Source organism: Rugosimonospora africana (genome assembly GCF_016862975.1).
In the GTDB taxonomy this organism is placed as follows: domain Bacteria; phylum Actinomycetota; class Actinomycetes; order Mycobacteriales; family Micromonosporaceae; genus Rugosimonospora; species Rugosimonospora africana.
Genome location: NZ_BONZ01000001.1, coordinates 1 through 21,180, shown reverse-complemented (window position 1 = coordinate 21,180; position 21,180 = coordinate 1). Strand labels below are relative to the sequence as shown.

19 protein-coding genes and 1 tRNA gene are annotated in these 21,180 nt (G+C 68.2%); 11 read left to right on the top strand and 9 right to left on the bottom strand.

Going from position 1 to position 21,180, the window contains the following annotated elements:
- Positions 1 to 12: 12 nt before the first annotated feature.
- The 3 genes from Raf01_RS00100 to Raf01_RS00090 form a co-directional block, all read right to left on the bottom strand.
- Complete coding sequence (locus tag Raf01_RS00100; RefSeq protein ID WP_203915579.1) at positions 13 to 1,356, bottom strand: UDP-N-acetylmuramoyl-tripeptide--D-alanyl-D-alanine ligase; 1,344 nt, start codon at positions 1,354 to 1,356, stop codon at positions 13 to 15.
- Between the two features lie 143 nt (positions 1,357 to 1,499).
- A complete protein-coding gene (locus Raf01_RS00095) occupies positions 1,500 to 1,961 on the bottom strand; it encodes a nitroreductase family deazaflavin-dependent oxidoreductase (RefSeq protein WP_203915578.1) in 462 nt (153 codons plus the stop codon).
- Position 1,962: 1 nt separating this feature from the next.
- Entirely contained in the window at positions 1,963 to 2,928 is a 966-nt protein-coding gene (locus tag Raf01_RS00090; protein WP_203915577.1) for an RNA polymerase subunit sigma-70, read from the bottom strand.
- 577 nt (positions 2,929 to 3,505) lie between these two features.
- Between Raf01_RS00090 and Raf01_RS00085 the strand changes: the two genes are divergently transcribed.
- The gene (locus Raf01_RS00085) at positions 3,506 to 3,799 is read left to right on the top strand and encodes a hypothetical protein (RefSeq protein ID WP_203915576.1); all 294 of its coding nucleotides are present in this window, start codon (positions 3,506 to 3,508) and stop codon (positions 3,797 to 3,799) included.
- On the opposite strand, the gene Raf01_RS00080 is transcribed toward Raf01_RS00085, so the two are convergent.
- Complete coding sequence (locus Raf01_RS00080; RefSeq protein ID WP_203915575.1) at positions 3,796 to 6,069, bottom strand: SEL1-like repeat protein; 2,274 nt, start codon at positions 6,067 to 6,069, stop codon at positions 3,796 to 3,798. The genes Raf01_RS00085 and Raf01_RS00080 overlap by 4 nt on opposite strands.
- A 294-nt stretch (positions 6,070 to 6,363) precedes the next feature.
- Here Raf01_RS00080 and Raf01_RS00075 point away from each other — a divergent pair, with 294 nt between their 5' ends.
- Positions 6,364 to 7,125, top strand: a complete 762-nt coding sequence (locus Raf01_RS00075) for an SDR family NAD(P)-dependent oxidoreductase (protein ID WP_203915574.1) — start codon at positions 6,364 to 6,366, stop codon at positions 7,123 to 7,125.
- Between the two features lie 20 nt (positions 7,126 to 7,145).
- Positions 7,146 to 7,517, top strand: a complete 372-nt coding sequence (locus Raf01_RS00070) for a MerR family transcriptional regulator (protein ID WP_203915573.1) — start codon at positions 7,146 to 7,148, stop codon at positions 7,515 to 7,517.
- A 125-nt stretch (positions 7,518 to 7,642) separates the two neighbouring features.
- Here the strand turns inward: Raf01_RS00070 and Raf01_RS00065 are convergent, their stop codons facing one another.
- The 5 genes from Raf01_RS00065 to Raf01_RS49320 form a co-directional block, all read right to left on the bottom strand.
- The gene (locus Raf01_RS00065) at positions 7,643 to 8,965 is read right to left on the bottom strand and encodes a serine hydrolase domain-containing protein (RefSeq protein ID WP_203915572.1); all 1,323 of its coding nucleotides are present in this window, start codon (positions 8,963 to 8,965) and stop codon (positions 7,643 to 7,645) included.
- Positions 8,966 to 9,105: 140 nt separating this feature from the next.
- Positions 9,106 to 9,600: an ArsR/SmtB family transcription factor gene (locus Raf01_RS00060; RefSeq protein WP_203915571.1), complete on the bottom strand. Its 495-nt coding sequence runs from the start codon at positions 9,598 to 9,600 to the stop codon at positions 9,106 to 9,108.
- A 634-nt stretch (positions 9,601 to 10,234) separates the two neighbouring features.
- Positions 10,235 to 10,306 (bottom strand) — tRNA-Arg (locus Raf01_RS00055).
- Between the two features lie 134 nt (positions 10,307 to 10,440).
- Positions 10,441 to 11,079, bottom strand: a complete 639-nt coding sequence (locus Raf01_RS00050; RefSeq protein ID WP_203915570.1) for a DUF305 domain-containing protein — start codon at positions 11,077 to 11,079, stop codon at positions 10,441 to 10,443.
- Positions 11,080 to 11,082: 3 nt separating this feature from the next.
- Positions 11,083 to 12,054 carry a thioredoxin-like domain-containing protein gene (locus Raf01_RS49320; RefSeq protein WP_239133257.1) on the bottom strand — a complete coding sequence of 324 codons (972 nt, stop codon included), beginning with the start codon at positions 12,052 to 12,054 and terminating at the stop codon, positions 11,083 to 11,085.
- A gap of 120 nt (positions 12,055 to 12,174) precedes the next feature.
- On the opposite strand from Raf01_RS49320, the gene argS reads away from it, so the two are divergent.
- The 8 genes from argS to Raf01_RS00005 form a co-directional block, all read left to right on the top strand.
- Positions 12,175 to 13,833, top strand: coding sequence for an arginine--tRNA ligase (argS, locus tag Raf01_RS00040; RefSeq protein ID WP_203915569.1), 1,659 nt, complete (start codon positions 12,175 to 12,177; stop codon positions 13,831 to 13,833).
- A gap of 59 nt (positions 13,834 to 13,892) precedes the next feature.
- On the top strand, positions 13,893 to 15,278 hold the full coding sequence (lysA, locus tag Raf01_RS00035) for a diaminopimelate decarboxylase (protein ID WP_203915568.1): 1,386 nt from the start codon (positions 13,893 to 13,895) through the stop codon (positions 15,276 to 15,278).
- A gap of 21 nt (positions 15,279 to 15,299) precedes the next feature.
- Positions 15,300 to 16,577 (top strand): homoserine dehydrogenase, encoded by a 1,278-nt coding sequence (locus Raf01_RS00030; RefSeq protein WP_203915667.1) that lies wholly within the window; start codon positions 15,300 to 15,302, stop codon positions 16,575 to 16,577.
- An 84-nt stretch (positions 16,578 to 16,661) separates the two neighbouring features.
- On the top strand, positions 16,662 to 17,711 hold the full coding sequence (gene thrC, locus Raf01_RS00025; protein ID WP_203915567.1) for a threonine synthase: 1,050 nt from the start codon (positions 16,662 to 16,664) through the stop codon (positions 17,709 to 17,711).
- 104 nt (positions 17,712 to 17,815) lie between these two features.
- The gene (locus tag Raf01_RS00020) at positions 17,816 to 18,667 is read left to right on the top strand and encodes an SPFH domain-containing protein (protein WP_203915566.1); all 852 of its coding nucleotides are present in this window, start codon (positions 17,816 to 17,818) and stop codon (positions 18,665 to 18,667) included.
- Between the two features lie 10 nt (positions 18,668 to 18,677).
- Positions 18,678 to 18,893 carry a type II toxin-antitoxin system antitoxin gene (locus Raf01_RS00015; RefSeq protein WP_203915674.1) on the top strand — a complete coding sequence of 72 codons (216 nt, stop codon included), beginning with the start codon at positions 18,678 to 18,680 and terminating at the stop codon, positions 18,891 to 18,893.
- Positions 18,894 to 18,939: 46 nt separating this feature from the next.
- Positions 18,940 to 19,890: a homoserine kinase gene (thrB, locus tag Raf01_RS00010; RefSeq protein WP_203915565.1), complete on the top strand. Its 951-nt coding sequence runs from the start codon at positions 18,940 to 18,942 to the stop codon at positions 19,888 to 19,890.
- A gap of 284 nt (positions 19,891 to 20,174) precedes the next feature.
- On the top strand, positions 20,175 to 21,180 hold a 1,006-nt coding region (locus Raf01_RS00005; RefSeq protein ID WP_203915564.1), incomplete at its 3' end, for a Rho termination factor N-terminal domain-containing protein.

The following is a 21,180-nucleotide window of genomic DNA, read 5'->3' as shown; positions in this document are numbered from 1 at the left end:
GCACCCGCCCAACTACGCGAGTGCGGCGGCGACCTCGTCGAGGCGCTCGTCGCGGGATGCCTTGACGAGCACCACATCGCTGGCGGCGAGGTGGCCGCGCAGCCAGTCGACGGCCGCGTCGTTGTCGGCCAGCGCCACCGCCCGCTCTCCCGCGCCATCGGCGATCGGCCGGGCGGCCTCGCCGACCGCGACCACCACGTCGGTCCGGGAGGCGGCGTACTCCCCGATGGCGCGGTGCTCGGCCTCGCTGTCGTCGCCGAGCTCGCGCATCTCCCCGAGGACGGCGATGCGGCGTCCGCCCTCGATAGACGCCAGCGCATCGAGCGCGGCGCGAGTCGAGTCGGGATTGGCGTTGAAGGAGTCGTTGAGCAGCGTCGCGCCGCTGGCGAGGTCGCGCAGTTCCAGGCGCCACTTCGACAGCGAGACGGTGGCCAGCGCCGCCGCGGCCACGTCAAGGCGTACGCCGGCCGCCAGCCCCGCCCCCGCGGCAGCCGCCGCGTTGAGCGCCTGGTGGGCGCCCACGAGGGGCAGCGCGACGGGAGCCGACGCGTCGGCGGTCCGCAGCGTGAAGGACGGCCGGCCGAGCCGGTCCAGCGTCAGGTCGAGCAGCCGTACGTCGGCGTGCTCCACCCGACCGAAGGTCAGCACCGGGCCGTCGGTGAGCGAACGCATCGCGGCCACCCGGGAATCGTCGGCGTTGAGGACGGCGGTGCCACCACGAGCCAGCCCCCGTACCAGCTCGCCCTTGGCCCTGGCGATGCCCTCGCGCGACCCGAACGAGCCGAGATGGGCCTGACCGACGTTGAGGACGACAGCGATGTCCGGCGCCACCAGGCCGGCGAGTTCGGCGATGTCGCCGATGCGGCGGGCTCCCATCTCGAGGACGAGGAACCGGGTGGCCGCGTCGGCGCGCAGCATGGTGAGCGGCACGCCGAGCTCGTTGTTGAGCGATCCGATCGTGGCGCTCGTCGGCGCGACGCTCGACAGCACGGCCGCCAGCAGGTCCTTGGTGCTGGTCTTGCCCTGGGAGCCGGTCAGCCCGACGACGGTCAGCCCGTCGCGCAGCCGGGCCACGACGTGGGCGGCGAGCGCCTGCAGCGCGGCCTGGGCATCCTTCACGACGACGGTGGGCAGCGGCGTGGGCCGGGAGCCGAGCACGGCCACCGCGCCTGCCCGGGCGGCCTGGTCGGCATAGTCGTGGCCGTCGACGTGCTCGCCGGCGAAGGCGACGAAGAGGCCGCCCGGCTCGGCCTCCCGGCCGTCCAGTACGGCCGGCGCGGTCACCGTCACGGCACCGTCGCCCTCGACCGTCCCGCCGACGACCGCGGCGATCTCGCCGAGGCTGAGCGGGATCATGCCCGGGCCGCGCGGGGGCCGGCCAAGGTTGGTTCGCTGTGGGTCATGCCGCCAGTCAAGGCTGCGTGGTGTTGCCAGCACGTATGCGGCTTTCGATACGCCGACGATATGCCGCCTGCCTTCCTCAGCGGTCGAGCGGCTTGTCAGCGCACGGATGCCGTTGCCGATGACGATGCGCTCGCGCTGACTCCGTCGAGCACGACCACGGGGAACACTCGCGTGGTGTTCTGTTCGTAGGCGTTCGGGCCGGGCGCGTCGCCGGTGACGATCCGGTAAAGACGATCGCGCTCGGCGTCTCCGGTGACGATGGCGGTCGCGCGGAACGTGCTTGTCCCGAGCTCGACCGTCACCGAGGGCGCGGCGCGAAGGTTGTGGAACCAGTCCGGGTGTGTCGGCGCGCCCGCTTTGGATGCCACGACGAAGACTCGGTCTCCGTCGACTCCAAATCCCAGCGGAACCGTGTGCGGCCTGCCGGTTCGGGCGCCAGTGGTGGTCAGGAGCAGGATCGGGAAATCCGGTCGGGTGACCGTCCCGCCGTGTGCGCGGAACTCTTCGATGATGCCCTTGTTGTAGGCGATGAACTCTTCGTTGCTCGGTGTTGCCATCTCAGCACTCCTCGGGAAGGTCGAAGTTCGCTACGAGGCCGGGGCCGCCGGGGAAGACCGTGACGCGGGCGATGCCGGCGGAGGTGGCCGTGAGGACGGCGATTCCCAGGGCCTGGCTGGTCGCGCCGGCGGTGTAGTAGGTGGCAGCGGCGGGTTGGCCGTTGGCCGTGGTCGGCCGCATCCGCCAGTCTCCAGGGGATCCGATCACGTGGGCGAGGTAGCGCAGGCACGTCGCTTTGCCGGCGAACCAGGCGCGCGTGCCGACCAGTTCGATGGCGGCGTCGGTGCGCAGTGCCCGCTCGAGAGCAGCGATATCGGAGTTCTCAAACCCGGCGATGTACAAGTCGAGGAGGGCACGAGCGCGGGGCTCGGACGGTTCCACGACGGTATCGAGAGTCGGAGCGACCTCATCGAGACGAGCCCGGGCTCGTTGCAGCATGCTTTTGATCGCGCTGACAGAGGTCTCGAGCATGCTGGCGGCCTCGCTCGCGCTGAATCCGAGGACCTCCCGGAGCAGAAGCACGGCTCGCTGCCGAGCGGGGAGGTACTGCAAGCTCGCGATCAGCGCGAGCCGCACGCTCTGGCGCGCCGTGACGATCGCCGCGGGATCGTATGCCTCGGCCGTCACCCAAACGTCCGGGATCGGACCGAGCCACGCCACATCGGAGTCGGCCTCCACCTGCCCCACATCGGGATCCGCGGCGGGGCTGCCCAAGCCAGAAGGAAGCGCCCGCCTGCCGCGCTGCTCTATCGCGGACAGGCAGGCGTTGGTGGCGATCCGGTAGAGCCAGGTGCGCAGCGATGAGCGGCCTTCGAAGCTGTCGTAAGAGCGCCACGCGCGCAGGTACGTTTCCTGAACCACATCCTCGGCTTCGTCCGCCTCACCGAGCATGCGGTAGCAGTGGGCAAGCAGTTCGCGCCGGAACGGCTCGCTACTCTCCACGAAGTCCCTCGACGGGTCCGCCATGAGCACGCTCCTTGAGGTCGTCTACCGCCCAACAATGAAGACCACCACAAGCGGCGAAAGGAATCGCCCTCTCGGGCAGAGTTCCCGAATGACCGATAGGTACCAGATGCTCGGCGCGCCCTCGACGCTCCGGCGACGTGAGCGGTACTCGCTTTGCCCAGGCGCCGGCGTCTAGGATCAATGAATGCCCGTCGATCAAGTGCTCGTCGACTCACGCACGCACGAGCACCTGGGTGAGGCTGGGGCGAAGCAACTATGCGAACGATTCGGTCCGGGAGACTGTCTCTCGTGCCGCCGTCCGCTGAGTCGACGCATCGTATCCGTGGTAGTTGACGAATCGGGGCAGCTCGCCACGGCGTCGGCTTACCATCCGGAATGTCGCGACCCAGCATGGATCGATACTGGTCTTACAATAGCTCCGACGGATCAACAGGTCACCTACCATTGCCTACCATTCATAGGTCCCGGCCTCTCCCGCACCGGATTTCCCGAGACCGTATGGTTCGCCGTGCATCCTTCTCTGGAAGTCCTCCACCTAGCCCCAGGCGGCGACCGATGGGTGTCTAATGACCTTGGCTTGTACCTGGCGCTGGGGTTCGCCAGCGATCCGGCCGATGAAAAACTCAGTCGCAGTCTCGATCATGCGAACCTTCGGATTCGACGGAAGGCCATAATCGTCGACACTTTGGCTCGCCAATGGCTGTGTCACGGGGACCAGAACTTCACGGATCTGATCCGCCAACAGGGGGGACTGATGTTGGCGGTGACTACCGCTATCGATCCTTCCGATGGATTGACCTTCGAAGTGTTTCACGAGCTTCTCGTCGGCCAACAGTGCGCTCTGGGATGGGTGAAGCTCTCAGACGCCTAGTCCGGACGATGTGGAGCATCGTCGTCTGGCTCGAAGTATGGCGAAAACCAGCGGCCGGCAGCGTCCTCATCGTCGGCCGCCCTGAATAGTGCCGCCCGGTTAGTCAACGAAGCGGGCATGCCGGCCTTCGCTGATCTCCGGTACCACTCGTCCGCCTCGGCCGTGGACCCTTCGCGCGCCCTCAATATCCCGAGGGTATTCATCGCGGACGCCGACCCTGCGGCGGCTCCACGTGATAGCCACTTCTCCGCTTCGTCTGAGCGGCCCAGCTGTGCCAGGAGAAGACCAAGGCTCACAATGGCCGCGAGATGACCTTCGAGAGCGGCGATGCGATAAGCCGACTCCGCCTCCTCAAACTCCTCATGGCGTTGGCACATTGTCCCGAGAGCCCACGCAGCGTCCAGAGATCCTGCTCGATATGCTTCGTGGAACGCAGATTTTGCCTCTTCCGTCTCGCCACGCCTCGCCAAACTCTCCGCGAGAGCAACCAATGAGATCAGTTGGCCCTCGGAGTATGCTTTCCTGAACCAACGGCCTGACTCCTCGAACTCGCCCTCGTTGTCCAACAAGATTGCGAGATTGTGCATCGCCGGTGGAAAGTTGGCCTCCGCAGCGCGTCTGTACCAATATTCGCGCTTATCCGGGTCGCCGTCCGGCGAGGCCAGGTTACCCAAGTTGACCATCGAAGGTGCGAACTCATGCGAATCTGCGAGTTCAAGGTAAAGCGACTCCGCGGCGTCTCGATCGCCTTTCTCCCAATAAAGGTTCGCGAGATTGTGCTTGGCCTCAGGCATCCCCGCGTCGACTGCTCGTAGAAACCATTGCTCAGCCTCGATGGGGTTTTTCGCTTCAAGCAGGATGACTCCGAGGCCATTCATCGACTGAGGTTCGGTCGCAGCCGCACCTCGGCGAAAGGCGATCTCGGTGACATCTGGGCGTTGTTGCGCACGGGCGGCGAGTCCGATCGAGAATACGTCACCGTCCGCCGAAAGTCGTAGGACTTGATCCCAGATCTGATCAGGTATCGGTTCCTTGCCGCGGGGGCCATCGCCAGCAACTGCTCGCTCGAACAAATAATCCGATACGGCATACGACTCGTCACGAATGGCGGACAAGCAGCTGCTGGCGCCTGCGACCGGCTCACACACCCATCGAAGGCATTCGGGGAACGGTTTTAGCGCCGGCGAATGTCGTATGCGCTCCGCGAGGTAGCATACGTGTGCCTCTGCTAGCTCGCCTGCGGGTATCGGCTTCCCGAAACCAGCGCGCCGGAAGTCAGCCGCTGCAGAAATGATGGCACTCGCGGGGCTAAGCTCATAATTCCCGGCGGCGTGCCAACGGAGCAACATTTGAGGTCCGGCTGCAAGATATTCTCCGAGCCCGTACTCTGGGTGTGCCAGCGCCGCGGCTACCCGAGAATCCGTCAGGTGATCCCGCGCATTCATCTTCTCCGCGGGCGACAGCTTAGCCCGGAGTTCTACGCGAAGCGAAGTCTGCGCCAGAACGTCGACGCCTGCACGCATCACTGGCCGAGACCCTTCAGAATCTCTGGTGGCAGTGGGCGCTTCAAGCTCCATGAGTTCGTCGCTTCTCACGGTCGCAAGAATGAGCACATCGGAACGTTGGCGGTCGTATATCCGATCGAGGGCCGCGCGATCCAATCCGCCAGGTCCCAGGAACCGCTCGATGTCGTCGAGCCAGACGACATATGGGCCGGATAAGTCACTGGTTTCTGCTAGCTCCCTGAGCGCTTCGGGCCTTTCAGGGATCAAGACCAGTCTGTTGGCTGGAAGTGTTTTGAGCGCTTGGAAGGCGGTGCGGGTCTTACCAGCCGTGGACGGACCAAAGATGAGGATGAAGCCGCCGTTGTCAACCGCCTCTTGCAGCTGGCTGTCCCGGTCGCGACTGATGTACGGAACCAGCGCGGGCTCGGCATCGGACGCTTTCAGGGCTGGCTTCACGCCGAGATCGTTTTCCGTCAAGGTTGCGACGGTTGGCGCTGCTCCCGAAACAACGCGGAACCCCGCCATGGTTCTGCTCGCAGAGCGGGGAAATTTGTGTTCGAGGGCTGATCGGTGGGCGGCCAACCGCGCTCTCACCTCTTGCGTTATCGCAGAGGCCGCAAGAACCCCTGCGATTGGCCAGGTGAGCCATAGATATCGAACCCAGGCTTTCGGAAGAACGCCGGTGGCGACATTCGTCGCGATTGGCAAGAGCAGGACCGTGATGGTTGCGCTTATGACAATCGAAAATGCCGAGAATCTTCGCATATGTCTCCCCGACAGGCTGAAAGTCTAGCCTTGCAGTATAGATGCGCGGCTCTGGATTGCTTCGAACCTGTGTCGCTGGAGAGTTGCACCGCGCCATGCGGGTGCCGTGGGGCTGGGACTGCTTCGGGAGACTTGGCCGCGCATTTGCCGCGGACGGCCGCCGATGGTCGGATCTTGCCGCGATGCGGGCGGTAGCGGCTGGATCCTGCGAGCCTGGCGAACCGTTGGACGAGTGGTCACCCCGGGGCGCCTACTTGACCTTGCCATTGGCGGCAGGGTTGGACGATGCCCGGCATGGATAGCAGCACCGCATCGAAGACCAGCAAGGTCGTCGCCGTCACTGGGGCCGGCACCGGGATCGGTCGGGCTACCGCCCGGGCCTTCGCTGCCGAGGGCGCTCACGTGCTCGCGGTCGGACGGCGAGCCGAACCGCTCAACGAGACCGCCTCCGGCCACGACTGGATCACGCCTCTGGCCGCCGACATCACCGCGAAGGGCGAGCCCGAACGGATCGTACGGACAGCGTTGGAGGAGTACGGCCGGCTGGACGTACTGGTGAACAACGCAGGCATCGTGCGCGGCGGTACCCTCGCCACCCTCGCACCGGAGACGATCGCGCCTCAAATCGCCACCAACCTCGTAGCCCCCATCCTTCTGGCCCAAGCCGCGTTGCCGCTTCTGGAGGATTCGGGTGGGGTAATAGTCAATGTCAGCACGTCGGTAGGGCAACGGGCCTGGCCGGGTAGCGCGGTCTACGCCGCGACCAAGACCGCTATGGAGTTGTTGACCCGGAGTTGGGCGGTCGAACTGGCACCCCGTGGGATCCGGGTGGTCGCGGTCGCCCCCGGCGCGATCGACACCCCCATCGGCGAGCATCAGGGCCTGACGCCGGAGCGAATGGCCGCCGTGCGGGAATGGCAACTCGCGCACACCCCACTGGGCCGGGTCGGTCGGCCCGACGAGGTAGCCTGGGCGATCACTCAGCTCGCGGCGCCGAGCGCGTCGTTCATCACCGGCGTGGTGCTTCCGGTCGACGGAGGAGCGGTCGTGGCGTGATAGGAGATCCAGGGGGATCTGTGCGGATCGGCGAACTGGCGCACGCGACCGGGGCCACCGCCCGTGCCCTGCGACACTACGAGCAGACCGGGTTGATCTCTTCCGAGCGGACCTCCAACGGCTACCGCAACTATCACGAGCGGGCCATAGTGCGGGTGGGCAACATCCGCTACCTGCTGGCCGCCGGACTTACTCTGGACGACGTGCGTGTCTTCTTGCCATGTCTGGACGGCGACCTCGCTACCGCACGGGCGTCGGATAAGGGCATGCGAGTCGCGTTGGAACGGCTAGCCGTCCTCAATGGACGCATAGCCGCCCAGACCGAAGTCCGCGACCGGTTGGAGGCCGCGCTTCGGCTGCGAGCACGACCCTCGTCAGACACAGGGCACTGAGCACCATGTTGGTCTACTCATCAGCTAAGGCTTCTCAACGGAGCGCAGTGCGAAGAAAGTTGATAGCCGCGCCGGCGGCAGGTGTAGTCATCGAGAGAGGATCCCACCGCGCGTTGGTTTGTTCGTCAGGCGTCGAGCTTGCGGAGCGCGAGATAGCCCAGATACAGGTAGTCGGTGCCGTCGGCCGCGGTGACGAACGCTGTGGGCTGCCACCGGGTCGTTCCCGGGACCTGCTCCAGGAACCGGCCGTCGGCGACGGCCACGAGGTCGGTTTCGTACGGGGGTTGCAGGACGGCGTACACGTCGGTCCGCACCACCCGAGTCTTCAGGCGCCCGTCATGGAAGGACACCTCTGCCCGCAAGCCCATTCGCTCGTATACCCCGACGTGCCGCTCCAACTCCACCTCGACCGGGCTGTCGGGCGGTGCCAGGGGTGCTGGGGTGGTCACACCACATAGTGATTCGAGCAGTTCGGCGAATACTTGCCGGTAGAACGCGCCGAATACGTCGGTGTTGCCCAGCAACGCCACCGCGACGCCAGCGTCGGGGATCACCCGCAACACCGCCGACTGGCCGATGGTGCCGCCGTCATGGCCGTGGACCGGTCTGCCCCAGTCGTACAGGGTCCAGCCCAGGCCCCATGCGGGCGTAGTGCCATCGGTATTGGGTACGGCGACTTGCGGCCGTCGCATCTCGGCCAGGCCCGGCAGGGCTCCGTCGGCGTGCAGCTTGGCGAACGTCACCACGTCGCTGGCGGTGGCGCAGAGCAGTCCAGCCGGGCCGTCGGACCGGGGCAGCCCCCATGACGGCGCTGGGCGCTGCTGGTCATCGTGCCGCAGATGACCCATCGCGGCGCGGAACCGCAGCACGTCCTCCGGTAACGTCCAGGAGTGGTCCAGCCCGGCCGGGTCGAGCACCAGCTCCCGCAACGCCGTATCCCACACGCTGCCGGTGAGCCGTTCGATGACCCGGCCCAGGATGCTGTATCCGGCGTTGCAGTAAGAGAAACGGTCGCCGAGCGGGTGGCACTGAGTCACCTCCGCGCAGCCCTCGACGAATCGGGCCAGGCAGTCATCACCACGTCCGGCATCGATGACCGGATCACCGTTGATCCCCGAGGTGTGCGTCAGCAGGTGCCGCAGGGTGACTCGAGCGCTGACATCAGCGTCGGCGACTCGGAACTCCGGCAGCACCTCGACAACGGGTGTGTCCAGCGTCGTCAGGCCCTGCTCCACCAGCTGCATGACGGCGGTCGCCGTGTAGACCTTCGTGATCGACCCGATTTGGAACAGAGAATCGGTCGTCGCCTCCACGCCGGTCCCGGTGTTCAGTACCCCGGTGGCCAACGCCTGTACCCGCCCGTCTGCCAGTACCGCCAACGACGCCCCCGGCACTCCATGCGCACGCCTGAGTTCTTCGAACCGTTCCCGCCAACCGATGAAATCCACGCTGCGGACCTCCTGACTGCCTCGTTCGACACTTCTGTTGTGCGTCAAGTGCTTCTTGGAACCATCAACTTCTCGGTTGAGCCCGTCGGAGCACGCCTAGGTCTGACAGGTACCGGCGGTCAAACGTCGCGGCCTTCGGGTCAGGGCCGGTTTGGATCGGGGTGCACCGTGACGAACACCGACCACGCTGCGGCCGATGGGTCGACCGGGCGGTCGGCGAAGTCGTCTAGCAGCGCGCGAAGCGCAGTCCGGAACTCGGACATGTCGGCGGGCGACAAGCGCAGGCCCAGCCGCGCGGTGTCCACATCCTCGGCCGGGACCAGCGCCAGTTCCGCGATGAACGTGTCAAGCATTGCGTGGTTCTGCGCCGGCGTGCTGATCCGCCAGGACTTCCCGGTCGCCAGGTACGGAATCTCGCGGCCACCGCCGGGGAGAGTGCGCCTCTCCCGGGGTTCGAGGAAGCCCGTGCGGACCAGCGTCCTGACGTGGTGCAGGATGCTCGCCGGGTCACGACCGAGCAGTTCCGCGATCTCCTTGTTTGTGTGAGCCTCGCTGAGACAGATGCGCAGGATCCGCAGCCGTAGTACGGATGCCAGCGCCTTAGCCTCCTCATCGCTGGCTTCCCTGCGATCCATGAACCAGATCTTACCCACGTAATTGGCAAAACCAAATCACGTGACTCCGTACCCCTTGAGCCAGATCACGATCGATGCGGTCACTATCCGCCAGTGCTGTAGCCCGCGACGCCGCGCGGATTGCCTCGGTCGCCGCTCGGCCGCGTCGCTGCGCGCTGGATCGAGCAGGCCAGATCGTGGCCCATGTGGGCGTCGTTCAGCTCGCGCTGGCTGGACTGCGCCGCCGCGCCGCTACACCGTGCTGGCCGCCAAGGCTCTGGTCTTCGTCCGAACCGCGCTGGCTACCCAACCGTCTCGACGGTCGCCGCGTACCTGGCCTTCCTGACGGCGCTGCCCGCGCACACCCTGACCGATACCGCACTGCCCACGCGCACCCTGACCGACTCGTCCTACGCAGATTCCAGACCGTTCTCGTCCAGATCACTCGGCGACCAGCGCAGGTGACCCGTGAGTAGCCGGCACGGAGCCACGCCCGGAAAGCGGCGAACCGCTCTGTTCAAGGATGTTTAGCCCCGAAACGGGCGGTGCCCTGGTTGATTTCAGGACTCCGCTCGAAAGGCGCTAGCTGATTCGGAAGGTCCCTGCCGCGACCAGTAGTCGATCGATGGCGTTCCGATTTTGCAGATCTGTGAGGTGCCCCCGGCAGGATTCGAACCTGCGCCACCGCCTCCGGAGGGCGGTGCTCTATCCCCTGAGCTACGGGGGCTCAGCGACCAGAGAACTGTAGCAGGCTTCCGGACCGTACCGCTTCCGGCCCACCCCGCCGCGCGGAGCGCCCTCCGGCCGCCGCCCATGCGTTGCTCGGCCGCCGCCGAGGCACCGCGGGAGCGCCGGCCGCGCCTACGAACTCAGTGGCTGTGCTCCCAGCCGGGACAGGATGGTCTGGAACTGAACCACCTCGCCCTGCTGGTTGTTCTTCATCCCCTGAGCCAGGTCCCGGACATCCTGGTCGTGGCTCAGCTGCAACAGTTCATCAATCATGTGGATGCCGCCCAGGTGGTGGCGCAGCATCAACTGGCAGAACAGGATGTCCACCTGCTTGCCCTTCGCCGCGTCCAACTCCTGCAGCTGCGCGTCCGTCGCCATGCCCGGCATCAGGCCGTCCGGAGTCAGCTCCCGGGCGCCGTTCGGCATCCAGGCCATCTTCGGGCGGGTACCGGTGGGCTGCAGGTGCCAGTCCTTCAGCCAGGTCTGCATGATGCCGATCTGGCTCTGCTGCGTCAGGGCGATGTCGTACGCCAGTTGACGCACCTCGGTGTCGGTCGCCCTCGGGTACACCGTCATGGCCATCGTGACCGCCTGGGCGTGGTGCGTCGACATGTCCCGGGCGAAGCCCGCCTCCGGCGAGTTGTCGCCGGGAGCGCGCAGCGACGGCGTCAACCAGCCCGCTCCGAACCCGATGAGAAGCGCGAACACCGCGACGAGCGCGCCGATTGCGGTGGCGCGTCGTCGCTGTGTGGCGAAGAGACCGGAGAACATCGATCAGGAGGCGGCGGTCGGAGCGGCGCTCTGACCCAGGTTCGTCGGGTCGGTGCCGGTCTTGGTGACGTAGTTCTGGGAGTCCTGGCCGCAGGTCGCCCCGGTTTCCATGCTGGCGTTCACGCGCAGGTCCTGGATGAACTGGTCGATCCGCGGGTCGTCCGCGCTGTCCAGCTTGAGCTGGAAGCCCCACGCCTGAAGCGAGATCGGCTTGTCCAGCCCTGGGTACGGGCTCATCAGCATGAAGTCGTTTCCGCGCACCTTGCTGGCCAGCTTGTCGACCTGGTCCTTGGCCAGGCTCGGGTTGTACGTGACCCACACGGACCCGTGTTCGAGCGCGTGTACCGCGTTCTCGTTCGGGATCTGGTCCGGGTAGACGTCGCCCTGGCACCGTTCCCAGTTGGGGTTGTGCACGCCGCCGACCGGTGGGCTCTGCGGATAGTTGACCTTGCCGTATGCGTGCTGCGCGGCCTTGAGCAGGTTGGGCTCGGTCTTCCGGTAGTCGACGACGCCCTTGATCGAGTCCGCCTTGTCCTGCCAGCCCTGGTTGTTTTTCTGCACCTCGTAGACGCCGAAGCCGACGATGCCGGCGGCCACCAGGCCGACGATGGTGAACAGGATGATCGGGCCCCAGTGGCGACCACTGTTGACCTTGACGGGGACGACCGGTGGGCGGTTGCCACCGCCGGACCGGTTACCGCCGCCGGGGCGGCCACCGCCGCTGCCGCCGGTCCGGGTGCCCGGCCGGCCGCCCGGGGCGGTGCGCGCCTTCGAGCCGCCGCCGGCCGTGGTGGTGCCCGACTTGCCGCCGGACTTCGCCGTGGTGGTGGTCTTGGTGGGGGCGTCGGTCTTGGCGGGGGCGTCGGACTCGGCGGAGGCGTCCGACTTCGCCTTGGCGCCGGTGGTGGGCTTTCCGCCTGCCACGGCCTTGGAGGGCCGGCGGTTGCCGCCCGCCTGTGGAGTACTGATGCTCATCGGGCCCTCGTCGGTCGTAACGGGTCAGGGGGGTGGTCCCAGTGGGTTGCGTCCCGCATTGTGACCGGTACGTCGGGTCGCCGCCAAGTCATGCAGTCTACCCCGGCTAGCATTGATCGGGTGACTCCCGAGCAGCTCTCCGAAGTTGTTATCGCCGCCGCCCGGACGGCGTTGACCGGCCGTGGCCTGGACCCGGCCCTCCTGCCTCCGACGGCGACCGTGGAGCGACCCCGCAACCCCGAGCACGGCGACTACGCCACGAACCTCGCCCTGCAGGTCGCCAAGAAGGTCGGCCTTCAGCCGCGCGAGCTGGCCCAGGCGATCGCCGATAATCTCGTACAAATCGCCGGGGTCGCCGGCGCCGAGGTCGCCGGACCGGGCTTCCTGAACATCCGGCTCGACCCGGCCGCCACCGGCCAGCTGGCCCGGACGGTGGTGGAGGCCGGCGCCGAGTACGGGCGCACCCAGCTGCTGAGCGGGCAGAAGATCAACCTTGAGTTCGTCTCGGTCAACCCGACCGGTCCGATCCACATCGGCGGGGTGCGCTGGGCGGCCGTCGGCGACGCGCTGGCCCGGCTGCTGCGCGCGGTGGGCGCGGACGTCGGCACCGAGTACTACTTCAACGACGCCGGCTCCCAGATCGACCGGTTCGCCCGGTCGCTGTACGCCACGGCCAAGGGCGACCCGGTGCCGGAGGACGGGTACCACGGCACGTACATCGGGGAGATCGCCCAGGCGGTGCTCGAGAAGCAGCCGGACGCCCTGGCGCGGCCCGAGGACGACGCGGTGGAGGTCTTCCGGGTCGAGGGCGTGGCGCTTATGTTCGCCGAGGTCAAGTCGAAGTTGACGGAGTTCGGCGTGCACTTCGACCGGTACTTCAACGAGAAGGAGCTGCACGACCGCGGCGAGCTGGCCTCCGCGCTGGAGCGGCTGCGCCAGCAGGGCCGGGTGTACGAGGCCGACGGCGCCACCTGGATCCGCACCACGGACTTCGGCGACGACAAGGACCGGGTGTACGTGCGCAGCAACGGCGCCTATACCTACTACGCGGCGGACTGCGCGTACTACCTGGACAAGCGCCAGCGCGGCTTCGACAAGGTCGTGATCATGCTGGGCGCCGACCACCACGGGTACATCGGCCGGCTCCGGGCCATGTGCGCCTGCTTCGGCGACGACCCGGACCGCAACCTGGAGATCCTCATCGGCCAGCTGGTCAACCTGGTCAAGGACGGGCAGCCGGTACGGATGTCCAAGCGCGCCGGCACCGTGGTGTCCCTGGACGACCTGGTGGACGCGGTCGGCGTGGACGCGGCCCGGTACGCACTGGCCCGGTACTCGGTGGACTCGCCCATCGACGTCGACCTGGACCTGTGGACCAAGCGCAGCAACGACAACCCGATCTACTACGTCCAGTACGTCGCGGCCCGCACCGCCGGGGTGTCCCGGATGGCGGCGGACCTGGGGCTGACCCGCGGCGACGAGTTCGACCCGGCCCTGCTGTCCCACGAGAAGGAACTGGACCTGCTCAAGTCGCTCGGCGACTTCCCCGGAACCGTGGCCACCGCCGCTGAGCTGCGCGAACCGCACCGGGTGACCCGATACCTGGAGGAGCTGTCCGGCGCGTACCACCGTTTCTACGACAACTGCCGTATTCTTCCGCGCGGCGATGAACCGGTGACCGATCAGATGCGCGCCAGGCTCTGGCTCAACGACGCCGCCCGCACCGTCATCGCCAACGGCCTCGGCCTGCTCGGCGTCTCGGCGCCGGAACGGATGTAGTCGATGAACCGCACCCGCGGGGACCGGCGATGAGGAATTGGATCGAGCGAGGATAGGCAATGCGAGCTCATGAGGCCGGGGCGCTTCACGCCGAGGTCGGTCATCGGGGACCGGCATGGCTGCGCAGTCCGGACGACGTCAACGCGCTGCTGCCGCAGCTGTGGCCGCGGACGGTGTCCCGGGACGCCACCGGCGTCCTGACCGTCGGCGGGATTCCGGTGACCGAGCTGGCCGCCGACTTCGGCACCGCGGCGTACCTGTTCGACGAAGCCGATTTCCGGGCACGCTGCCGGGATTTCCTGGAGAGTTTCGGCGACGCGGACGTGTATTACGCCGGCAAGGCGTTCCTGTGCAAGGCGGTCGTGCGCATCCTCGACGAAGAGGGCATGCGGCTGGACGTCTGTTCCGGTGGCGAGCTGGCCGTCGCGCTGGCCGGCGGCATGCCGGGTGAGCGGATCGCGCTGCACGGCAACAACAAGTCGACCTCGGAGCTGACCCGCGCGGTGGACGCGGGGGTCGGTCGGATCGTGCTCGACTCGTTCCAGGAGATCGACCGGCTGACCGCGATCGCCCGTGAGCGGGGGGTACGGCCGGCGGTCATGCTCCGCGTGACGGTCGGCGTCGAGGCGCACACCCACGAGTACATCTCCACCTCGCACGAGGACCAGAAGTTCGGGTTCTCGCTGGCCGGCGGAGCGGCCCGGGCGGCGGTCGACCGGATCATCGGCGACGGGGTGCTGGAGCTGCGCGGGCTGCACTCGCACATCGGCTCGCAGATCTTCGAGGCCGACGCGTTCGAGCTGGCCGCGCGCCGGGTGCTCGGGCTGCAGTCGGACATCCGGGACGGGCACGGCGTCCAGCTGCCCGAGCTGGACCTGGGCGGTGGCTTCGGCATCGCGTACACGAGCCAGGACAGCCCCCGGTCGGCGGCCGAGCTGGCCGACGCGCTGCGCCGCATCGTCAAGGTGGACTGCGACGCGATGGGGCTGGACGTGCCGCGACTGTCCGTCGAGCCGGGCCGGGCGATCGTCGGGCCGTCGATGTTCACGCTGTACCAGGTGGGGACGGTCAAGGACGTCGACGGGATCCGCACGTACGTCAGCGTCGATGGCGGCATGAGCGACAACATCCGTACCGCCCTGTACGGCGCGTCCTACTCCGCCACGCTCGCAGGCCGGATCAGCCCGGCCGCGCCGATCTTGGCCCGGGTGGTGGGAAAGCATTGCGAGTCCGGGGACATCATCGTGAAGGATGAATTCCTGCCCGCCGACGTGCAGCCCGGAGATCTTCTCGCGGTACCCGGAACCGGCGCCTATTGCCGGAGCATGGCCAGCAACTACAACCACGTGCCGCGACCCCCGGTTGTCGCGGTGTGCGACGGGGAAGCTCGGGTGATCGTCCGACGGGAGACCGAGGACGACCTACTGGCATTGGACGTGGGATAAATGATCAGCGATGCGCGTGCGGTGAGGGTCGCTCTGCTCGGCTGCGGCACCGTCGGCAGCGAAGTGGTGCGCCTGTTGCATGAGCAGGCTGAGGACCTGACCGCGCGGGTCGGGGCTCCGCTGGAGCTGGTCGGCATCGCCGTACGCCGGCTGGGACGCGACCGCGGCCCGCTGCCGGTACCGGCACACCTGTTCACCACGGACGCGCTCGGGCTGATCAAGCGCGACGACGTCGACGTGGTGATCGAGGTGATCGGCGGCATCGAGCCGGTACGCGGCTGGCTGGTCGAGGCGCTGCGCAGCGGCAAGAGCGTGGTGACCGCGAACAAGGCGCTGCTCGCCGAGGACGGTGGCGCGCTGCACGACGCGGCCGCCGAGGGCGGAGCCGACCTCTACTTCGAGGCGGCGGTGGCCGGTGCGATCCCGTTGCTGCGCCCGCTGCGCGAGTCGCTGCACGGCGACCGGATCACCCGGGTGACCGGGATCGTCAACGGCACGACCAATTTCATACTGTCCTCAATGGACGCTTCCGGTGCCGGCTTCGCCGAGGCGCTGGAGGAGGCGACCGCCCTCGGCTACGCGGAGGCCGACCCGACCGCCGACGTGGAGGGCTTCGACGCGGCCGCCAAGGCGGCCATCCTGGCGTCGCTGGCGTTCCACACCCGGGTCCGGGCCGAGGACGTATACCGCGAGGGGATCACCGAGGTGACCGCGGCGGACGTGGCCAGCGCCAAGGCGATGGGCGCCACCATCAAGCTGCTGTGCCTGGCCCAGCGCGACAACGACGCGGTCAGCGTCCGGGTGCACCCCGCGATGATTCCGCGCAGCCACCCGCTGGCCGGGGTCGGCGACGCGTTCAACGCGGTCTTCGTCGAGGCGGAGGCGGCCGGGCAGCTGATGTTCTACGGCCGGGGAGCCGGCGGTGCGCCGACCGCGAGCGCGGTCCTCGGCGACCTGGTCGCGGTGGCCCGGCACCGGCTGACCGGCAGCCGCTCCGCGCCCGAGTCGGTGTACGCCGACCTGCGGATCCGGCCGATGGGCGAAGCGCTCACCCGCTATCACGTCAGCCTCGACGTGGCCGACCGGGCCGGCGTACTGGCCGGCGTGGCCAGCGTCTTCGCCCGGCACGACGTGTCCATCGCGACGGTCCGGCAGTCCGGGCGTGGCGCGGGCGCGACGCTGGTGATCGTCACGCACGTCGCCCCCGACGCGGCCCTCGCCGCCACGGTCGAGGAACTTCGTTCACTCGACATCGTGCGTTCCATCGTCAGCGTGCTCCGGGTTGAGGGAGACTCCTGACGGCTCGATCGCCGTCGGCGACCGTCATCGGACACCGACCGTCATCGGAAACCGACCGTCATTGGCAACAAGGGGAGACCAACCATGTGGCGTGGACTGATCGAGGCGTACCGGGAGCGACTGCCGGTCACCGCCGCCACTCCCGTGATCACTTTGCATGAGGGCAACACCCCGCTGGTACCGGCACCCGCGCTGTCCGCCCGGACCGGCTGCGACGTGTACCTGAAGGTCGAGGGCGCCAATCCGACCGGATCGTTCAAGGACCGCGGCATGACCGTGGCGGTGTCGAAGGCGGTCGAGAGCGGCAGCAAGGCGATCATCTGCGCGTCCACCGGCAACACGTCGGCGTCGGCGGCCGCGTACGCCGCCCGTGCCGGGCTCACCTGTGCCGTGCTGGTACCACAGGGCAAGATCGCGCTCGGCAAGCTGGCCCAGGCACTCGTGCACGGCGCCCGGCTGCTGCAGGTCAGCGGCAACTTCGACGACTGCCTCAACCTTGCCTCGAAGCTCGCCCAGGACTACCCGGTGGCCCTGGTCAACTCGGTGAACCCGGACCGGCTGCACGGCCAGAAGACGGCGGCGTTCGAGATCGTCGAGGCGCTCGGCGACGCTCCGGACATCCACTGCCTGCCGGTCGGCAACGCCGGCAACATCTCCGCCTACTGGATGGGCTACCGGGAGGATCTCGCGGCCGGCAACGCGACCCGTACCCCGAAGATGTACGGCTTCCAGGCCAGCGGCGCGGCTCCGATCGTCTCCGGCCAGGTGGTGGCGGAGCCCTCGACGATCGCCACCGCGATCCGGATCGGCAACCCGGCCTCCTGGACGAAGGCGCTGGATGCTCGGGACTCCTCGGGCGGCCTGATCGACGCGGTCACCGACCGGGCGATCCTGGCCGCGTACCGGCTGCTGGCCCGCCAGGTCGGCGTCTTCGTCGAGTTGGGCAGCGCGGCGAGCGTGGCCGGGCTGCTCCAGGCCGCCGAGGCGGGCAAGGTGCCGCCGGGCAGCACCGTGGTGTGCACAGTGACCGGTCACGGGCTCAAGGACCCGGAGTGGGCGATCTCCACCGCGCCGGCGCCGACCACGATCGAGGTCGACGTACTGGCCGCGGCCCGTACCCTCGACCTCGCCTGACCAGTACAAATCTCCACAAGGCCACCCCGGTGACGGGGTGGCCTTGCCGTCTCTTGCGGACCCGCGCTATCTTCGTGATATCACTTTGATAGACGGAGGAAGTCATGGAGCGGAGCGCGTTCCGGTTGCCGGGGTTCCCGATGCTGCTCGTCACCCTCGCCGAGGTCGCGGCGTTCATCCTGATCGCCGGGGCGCTGACCGGCGACGCGGCCGGATGGGTGATCGCCGCCGGCATCGTGGTGTTCGTCCTGCTGGCCTCGGGATTCACCGTGGTGGTCCCGAACCAGGCGCGGGTGATCCTGTTCTTCGGCTGGTACGCCGGCACGATCAACCGGCCCGGCCTGCAGTGGACCCTCCCGTTGTCGGTCAAGCGCCGGGTTTCGTTGCGAGTGCGCAACTTCGAGTCGGCCAAGCTCAAGGTCTCGGACGCGGACGGGAACCCGGTGGAGATCGCGGCCGTGGTGGTCTGGCGGGTGGTCGACACGGCCAAGGCCACGCTGGCCGTGGACGACCACCTGGCGTACGTGGCGGTACAGAGCGAGACGGCGGTACGGCACCTGGCCACCTCGCACCCGTACGACGCGCATGACGACGGGCGTACCAGCCTGCGCGACTCCGACGCGGTCAGCGAGGGGTTGACCGCCGAGCTGCGTGACCGGGTGGCACTCGCCGGCGTCGAGGTACTCGAATCGCGGATCACTCACCTGGCCTACGCTCCGGAGATCGCCCAGGCGATGCTGGCCCGCCAGCAGGCGACGGCGATCGTCGCGGCGCGATACAAGATCGTCGAAGGTGCGGTCGGCATGGTGGAGAACGCTCTGCAGCGGCTGCGCGATCAAGGCGTCGTCGAACTGGACGAGGAGCGCAAGGCGCAGATGATCGCCAACCTGATGGTGGTGCTCTGCGGAGACCGCGCGGTGCAGCCGATCGTCAACGTCGGATCTCTCTACAGCTGAGTGCTCATCTATGGCTGAACGCAAGAAGTTGTTGCTGCGCCTGGATCCCGGGGTCTATGACGCGATCGCCAAGTGGGCCGCCGACGATCTGCGCAGCGTCAATGCCCAGATCGAGTACGCGTTGCGGCTGGCGCTCAAGGGCGCCGGCCGCACGCCGAGACCGGAGCGGTCGGCAGCCTCCGAGCAGCCGGCAGAGCCGGACCGGCCCGGCCCCGAGGGGGACTGACCACCGCCGGAGCCGGCCTCCGGTCATCGGGATCTACGATGTGCCCATGGTGCGCTTCCTGACGGCGCCGGTCCGGGTACGGGTACCGGCGACCAGCGCCAATCTGGGCCCGGGCTTCGACGCTCTCGGGCTGGCGCTCAACCTCCACGACGAGGTGACTGCCCGGGTCGCCGGTACCGGCATCCGGCTCACCGTCGACGGGGAGGGTGCCGGCGAGCTGCCCATCGACGACGCTCATCTGGTCGCGAAGTGCATGCTCGCCACCTTCGACCGGCTCGGCGGCCGGCCCGAAGGACTGGAGTTGGCCTGCCACAACAACATTCCGCAGGCCCGCGGGCTCGGATCATCGTCGGCCGCGATCGTCGCCGGGATCCTGGCGGCCCGTGCCCTGGTGGAGGACGGGCCGCAGCGGCTGCCCGACGCCACGGTGCTGGAACTCGCCGGGGAGATCGAAGGCCACCCGGACAACGTGGCGCCCTGTCTGCTCGGAGGGCTGACCATCGCGTGGCTGGAGGGCGGTCTGGCCCGCGCTGTACGCCTGGAGCCGGCCGCCGGCGTACGGACGACGGTCGTCATTCCGACCGATCAGGGGCTGACGGCCCGGGCCCGGGAGGCCCTGCCGGCCCAGGTGCCGCATCCGGACGCCGCCTTCAACGCGGGACGTTCCGCCCTGCTGGTACACGCCCTGACCAGCGCGCCCCAACTGCTCCTGGCGGCCACCGAGGACCGGCTGCACCAGGACTACCGGGCGGCCGGCATGCCGGAGTCCGCCCAGTTGGTAAGGGGTTTCCGGCGGGCGGGAATACCCGCGGTGGTCTCCGGCGCTGGACCATCTGTACTGGTCTTCGCCACCATGGACGAGATCGCCAAGAGTGAGACCCCGGTCACATCCGGCTGGCAGGTGTTGCCACTGGACGTGGATGCGCGGGGAGCCCTGGTGGAGGTAGACTTACAACACGCCGAGCGGGACCCTGTTGCCGCAGGTCGGGCGAGTTGATTAGGCTTTAGACTTACAACAGCCGCGAGGCGCGCGATCAGTGCGGGGCGGCGCACCCCCGAAACTTCCGTGGCAGATCTGGCCAACGTTGGCTCGTCGTACCGCCCAGCGGATCGACGCAGGCGACTGGCCTGAACCCACAGATATCGGGTGCACCGGTCTTTCGTCGTGGCGCTGTTGAAAGATCATCCCCGCGCCGCCATGCGGCGAGGCGGGTGTAACCGAGGCTCACCCGGCCACCATCGACACCCGGGTGGCTCCGGCCCATCGAAGGAAGGAATCCATTGAGCGACACCACCGACGTGACGTCGGATGTCTCCAGCGTCCAGGCGCCGGAGGAGGCGACGGGCACCGCCCGGCGTCGGCGTCCTGGCAGCGGCCTTGCGGCGATGCTGCTCCCTGAGCTGCAGAGCATGGCCTCGTCGCTCGGAATCTCCGGTACGGCCCGCATGCGTAAGGGCGAGCTAATCGCGGTGATCCAGGAGCGTCAGGCCGGCGACAATCGGGTACCGGGTCCGCGCGGCAACGACGCTCCCCGCGAAGTACCAGCCCGTGTGGAGACACCCCGCAGCGAGGTACGCGCTGAGGTGCGCGACGGCGACCGGCGCGAGGAGACCGCGACCGCGTCGACCCCCCGCTCATCCCGGCGCGCCACGCGCCCGGCCGGACCGCCGGAGCCGCGTGTCGAGGAACGCGCCGAGGGCGGCCAGGTGACCGTGGCGGAGCGCCCGGCCCGGGGCGAGGGCGACAACAACGCCCGTCCCGACAGCGGTGGCGAGCGCGCCGAGCGCGACAACCGCCGGGACAACCGGGCGGAGCGCGGTGACCGCGGCGAGCGCAACGACCGCAACGACCGCAACGACCGCAACGACCGTGCCGAGCGCGTCGAGCGAGCGGACCGCGGCGACCGCAACGAGCGGGCCGACAACGACGACGACGGCGAGGGCGGCGGCCGGCGCGGCCGGCGCAGCCGGTTCCGGGACCGTCGACGTGGCCGTGGCGAAGGCGGCGGCGACCGCCCCGAGCGGGGCGGCGAGCCGCAGGTGACCGAGGACGACGTCCTCGTGCCGGTCGCCGGGATCGTCGACGTGCTCGACAACTACGCGTTCGTGCGGACCTCCGGCTACCTGGCCGGCCCCAACGACGTGTACGTGTCCATGGCGCAGATCAAGCGCTACGGGCTGCGGCGCGGCGACGCGGTCACCGGCGCGGTGCGCGCCACCCGCGACAACGACCAGCCCACGTCCCAGCGGCGCGACAAGTACAACCCGCTGGTCCGCCTGGACACGA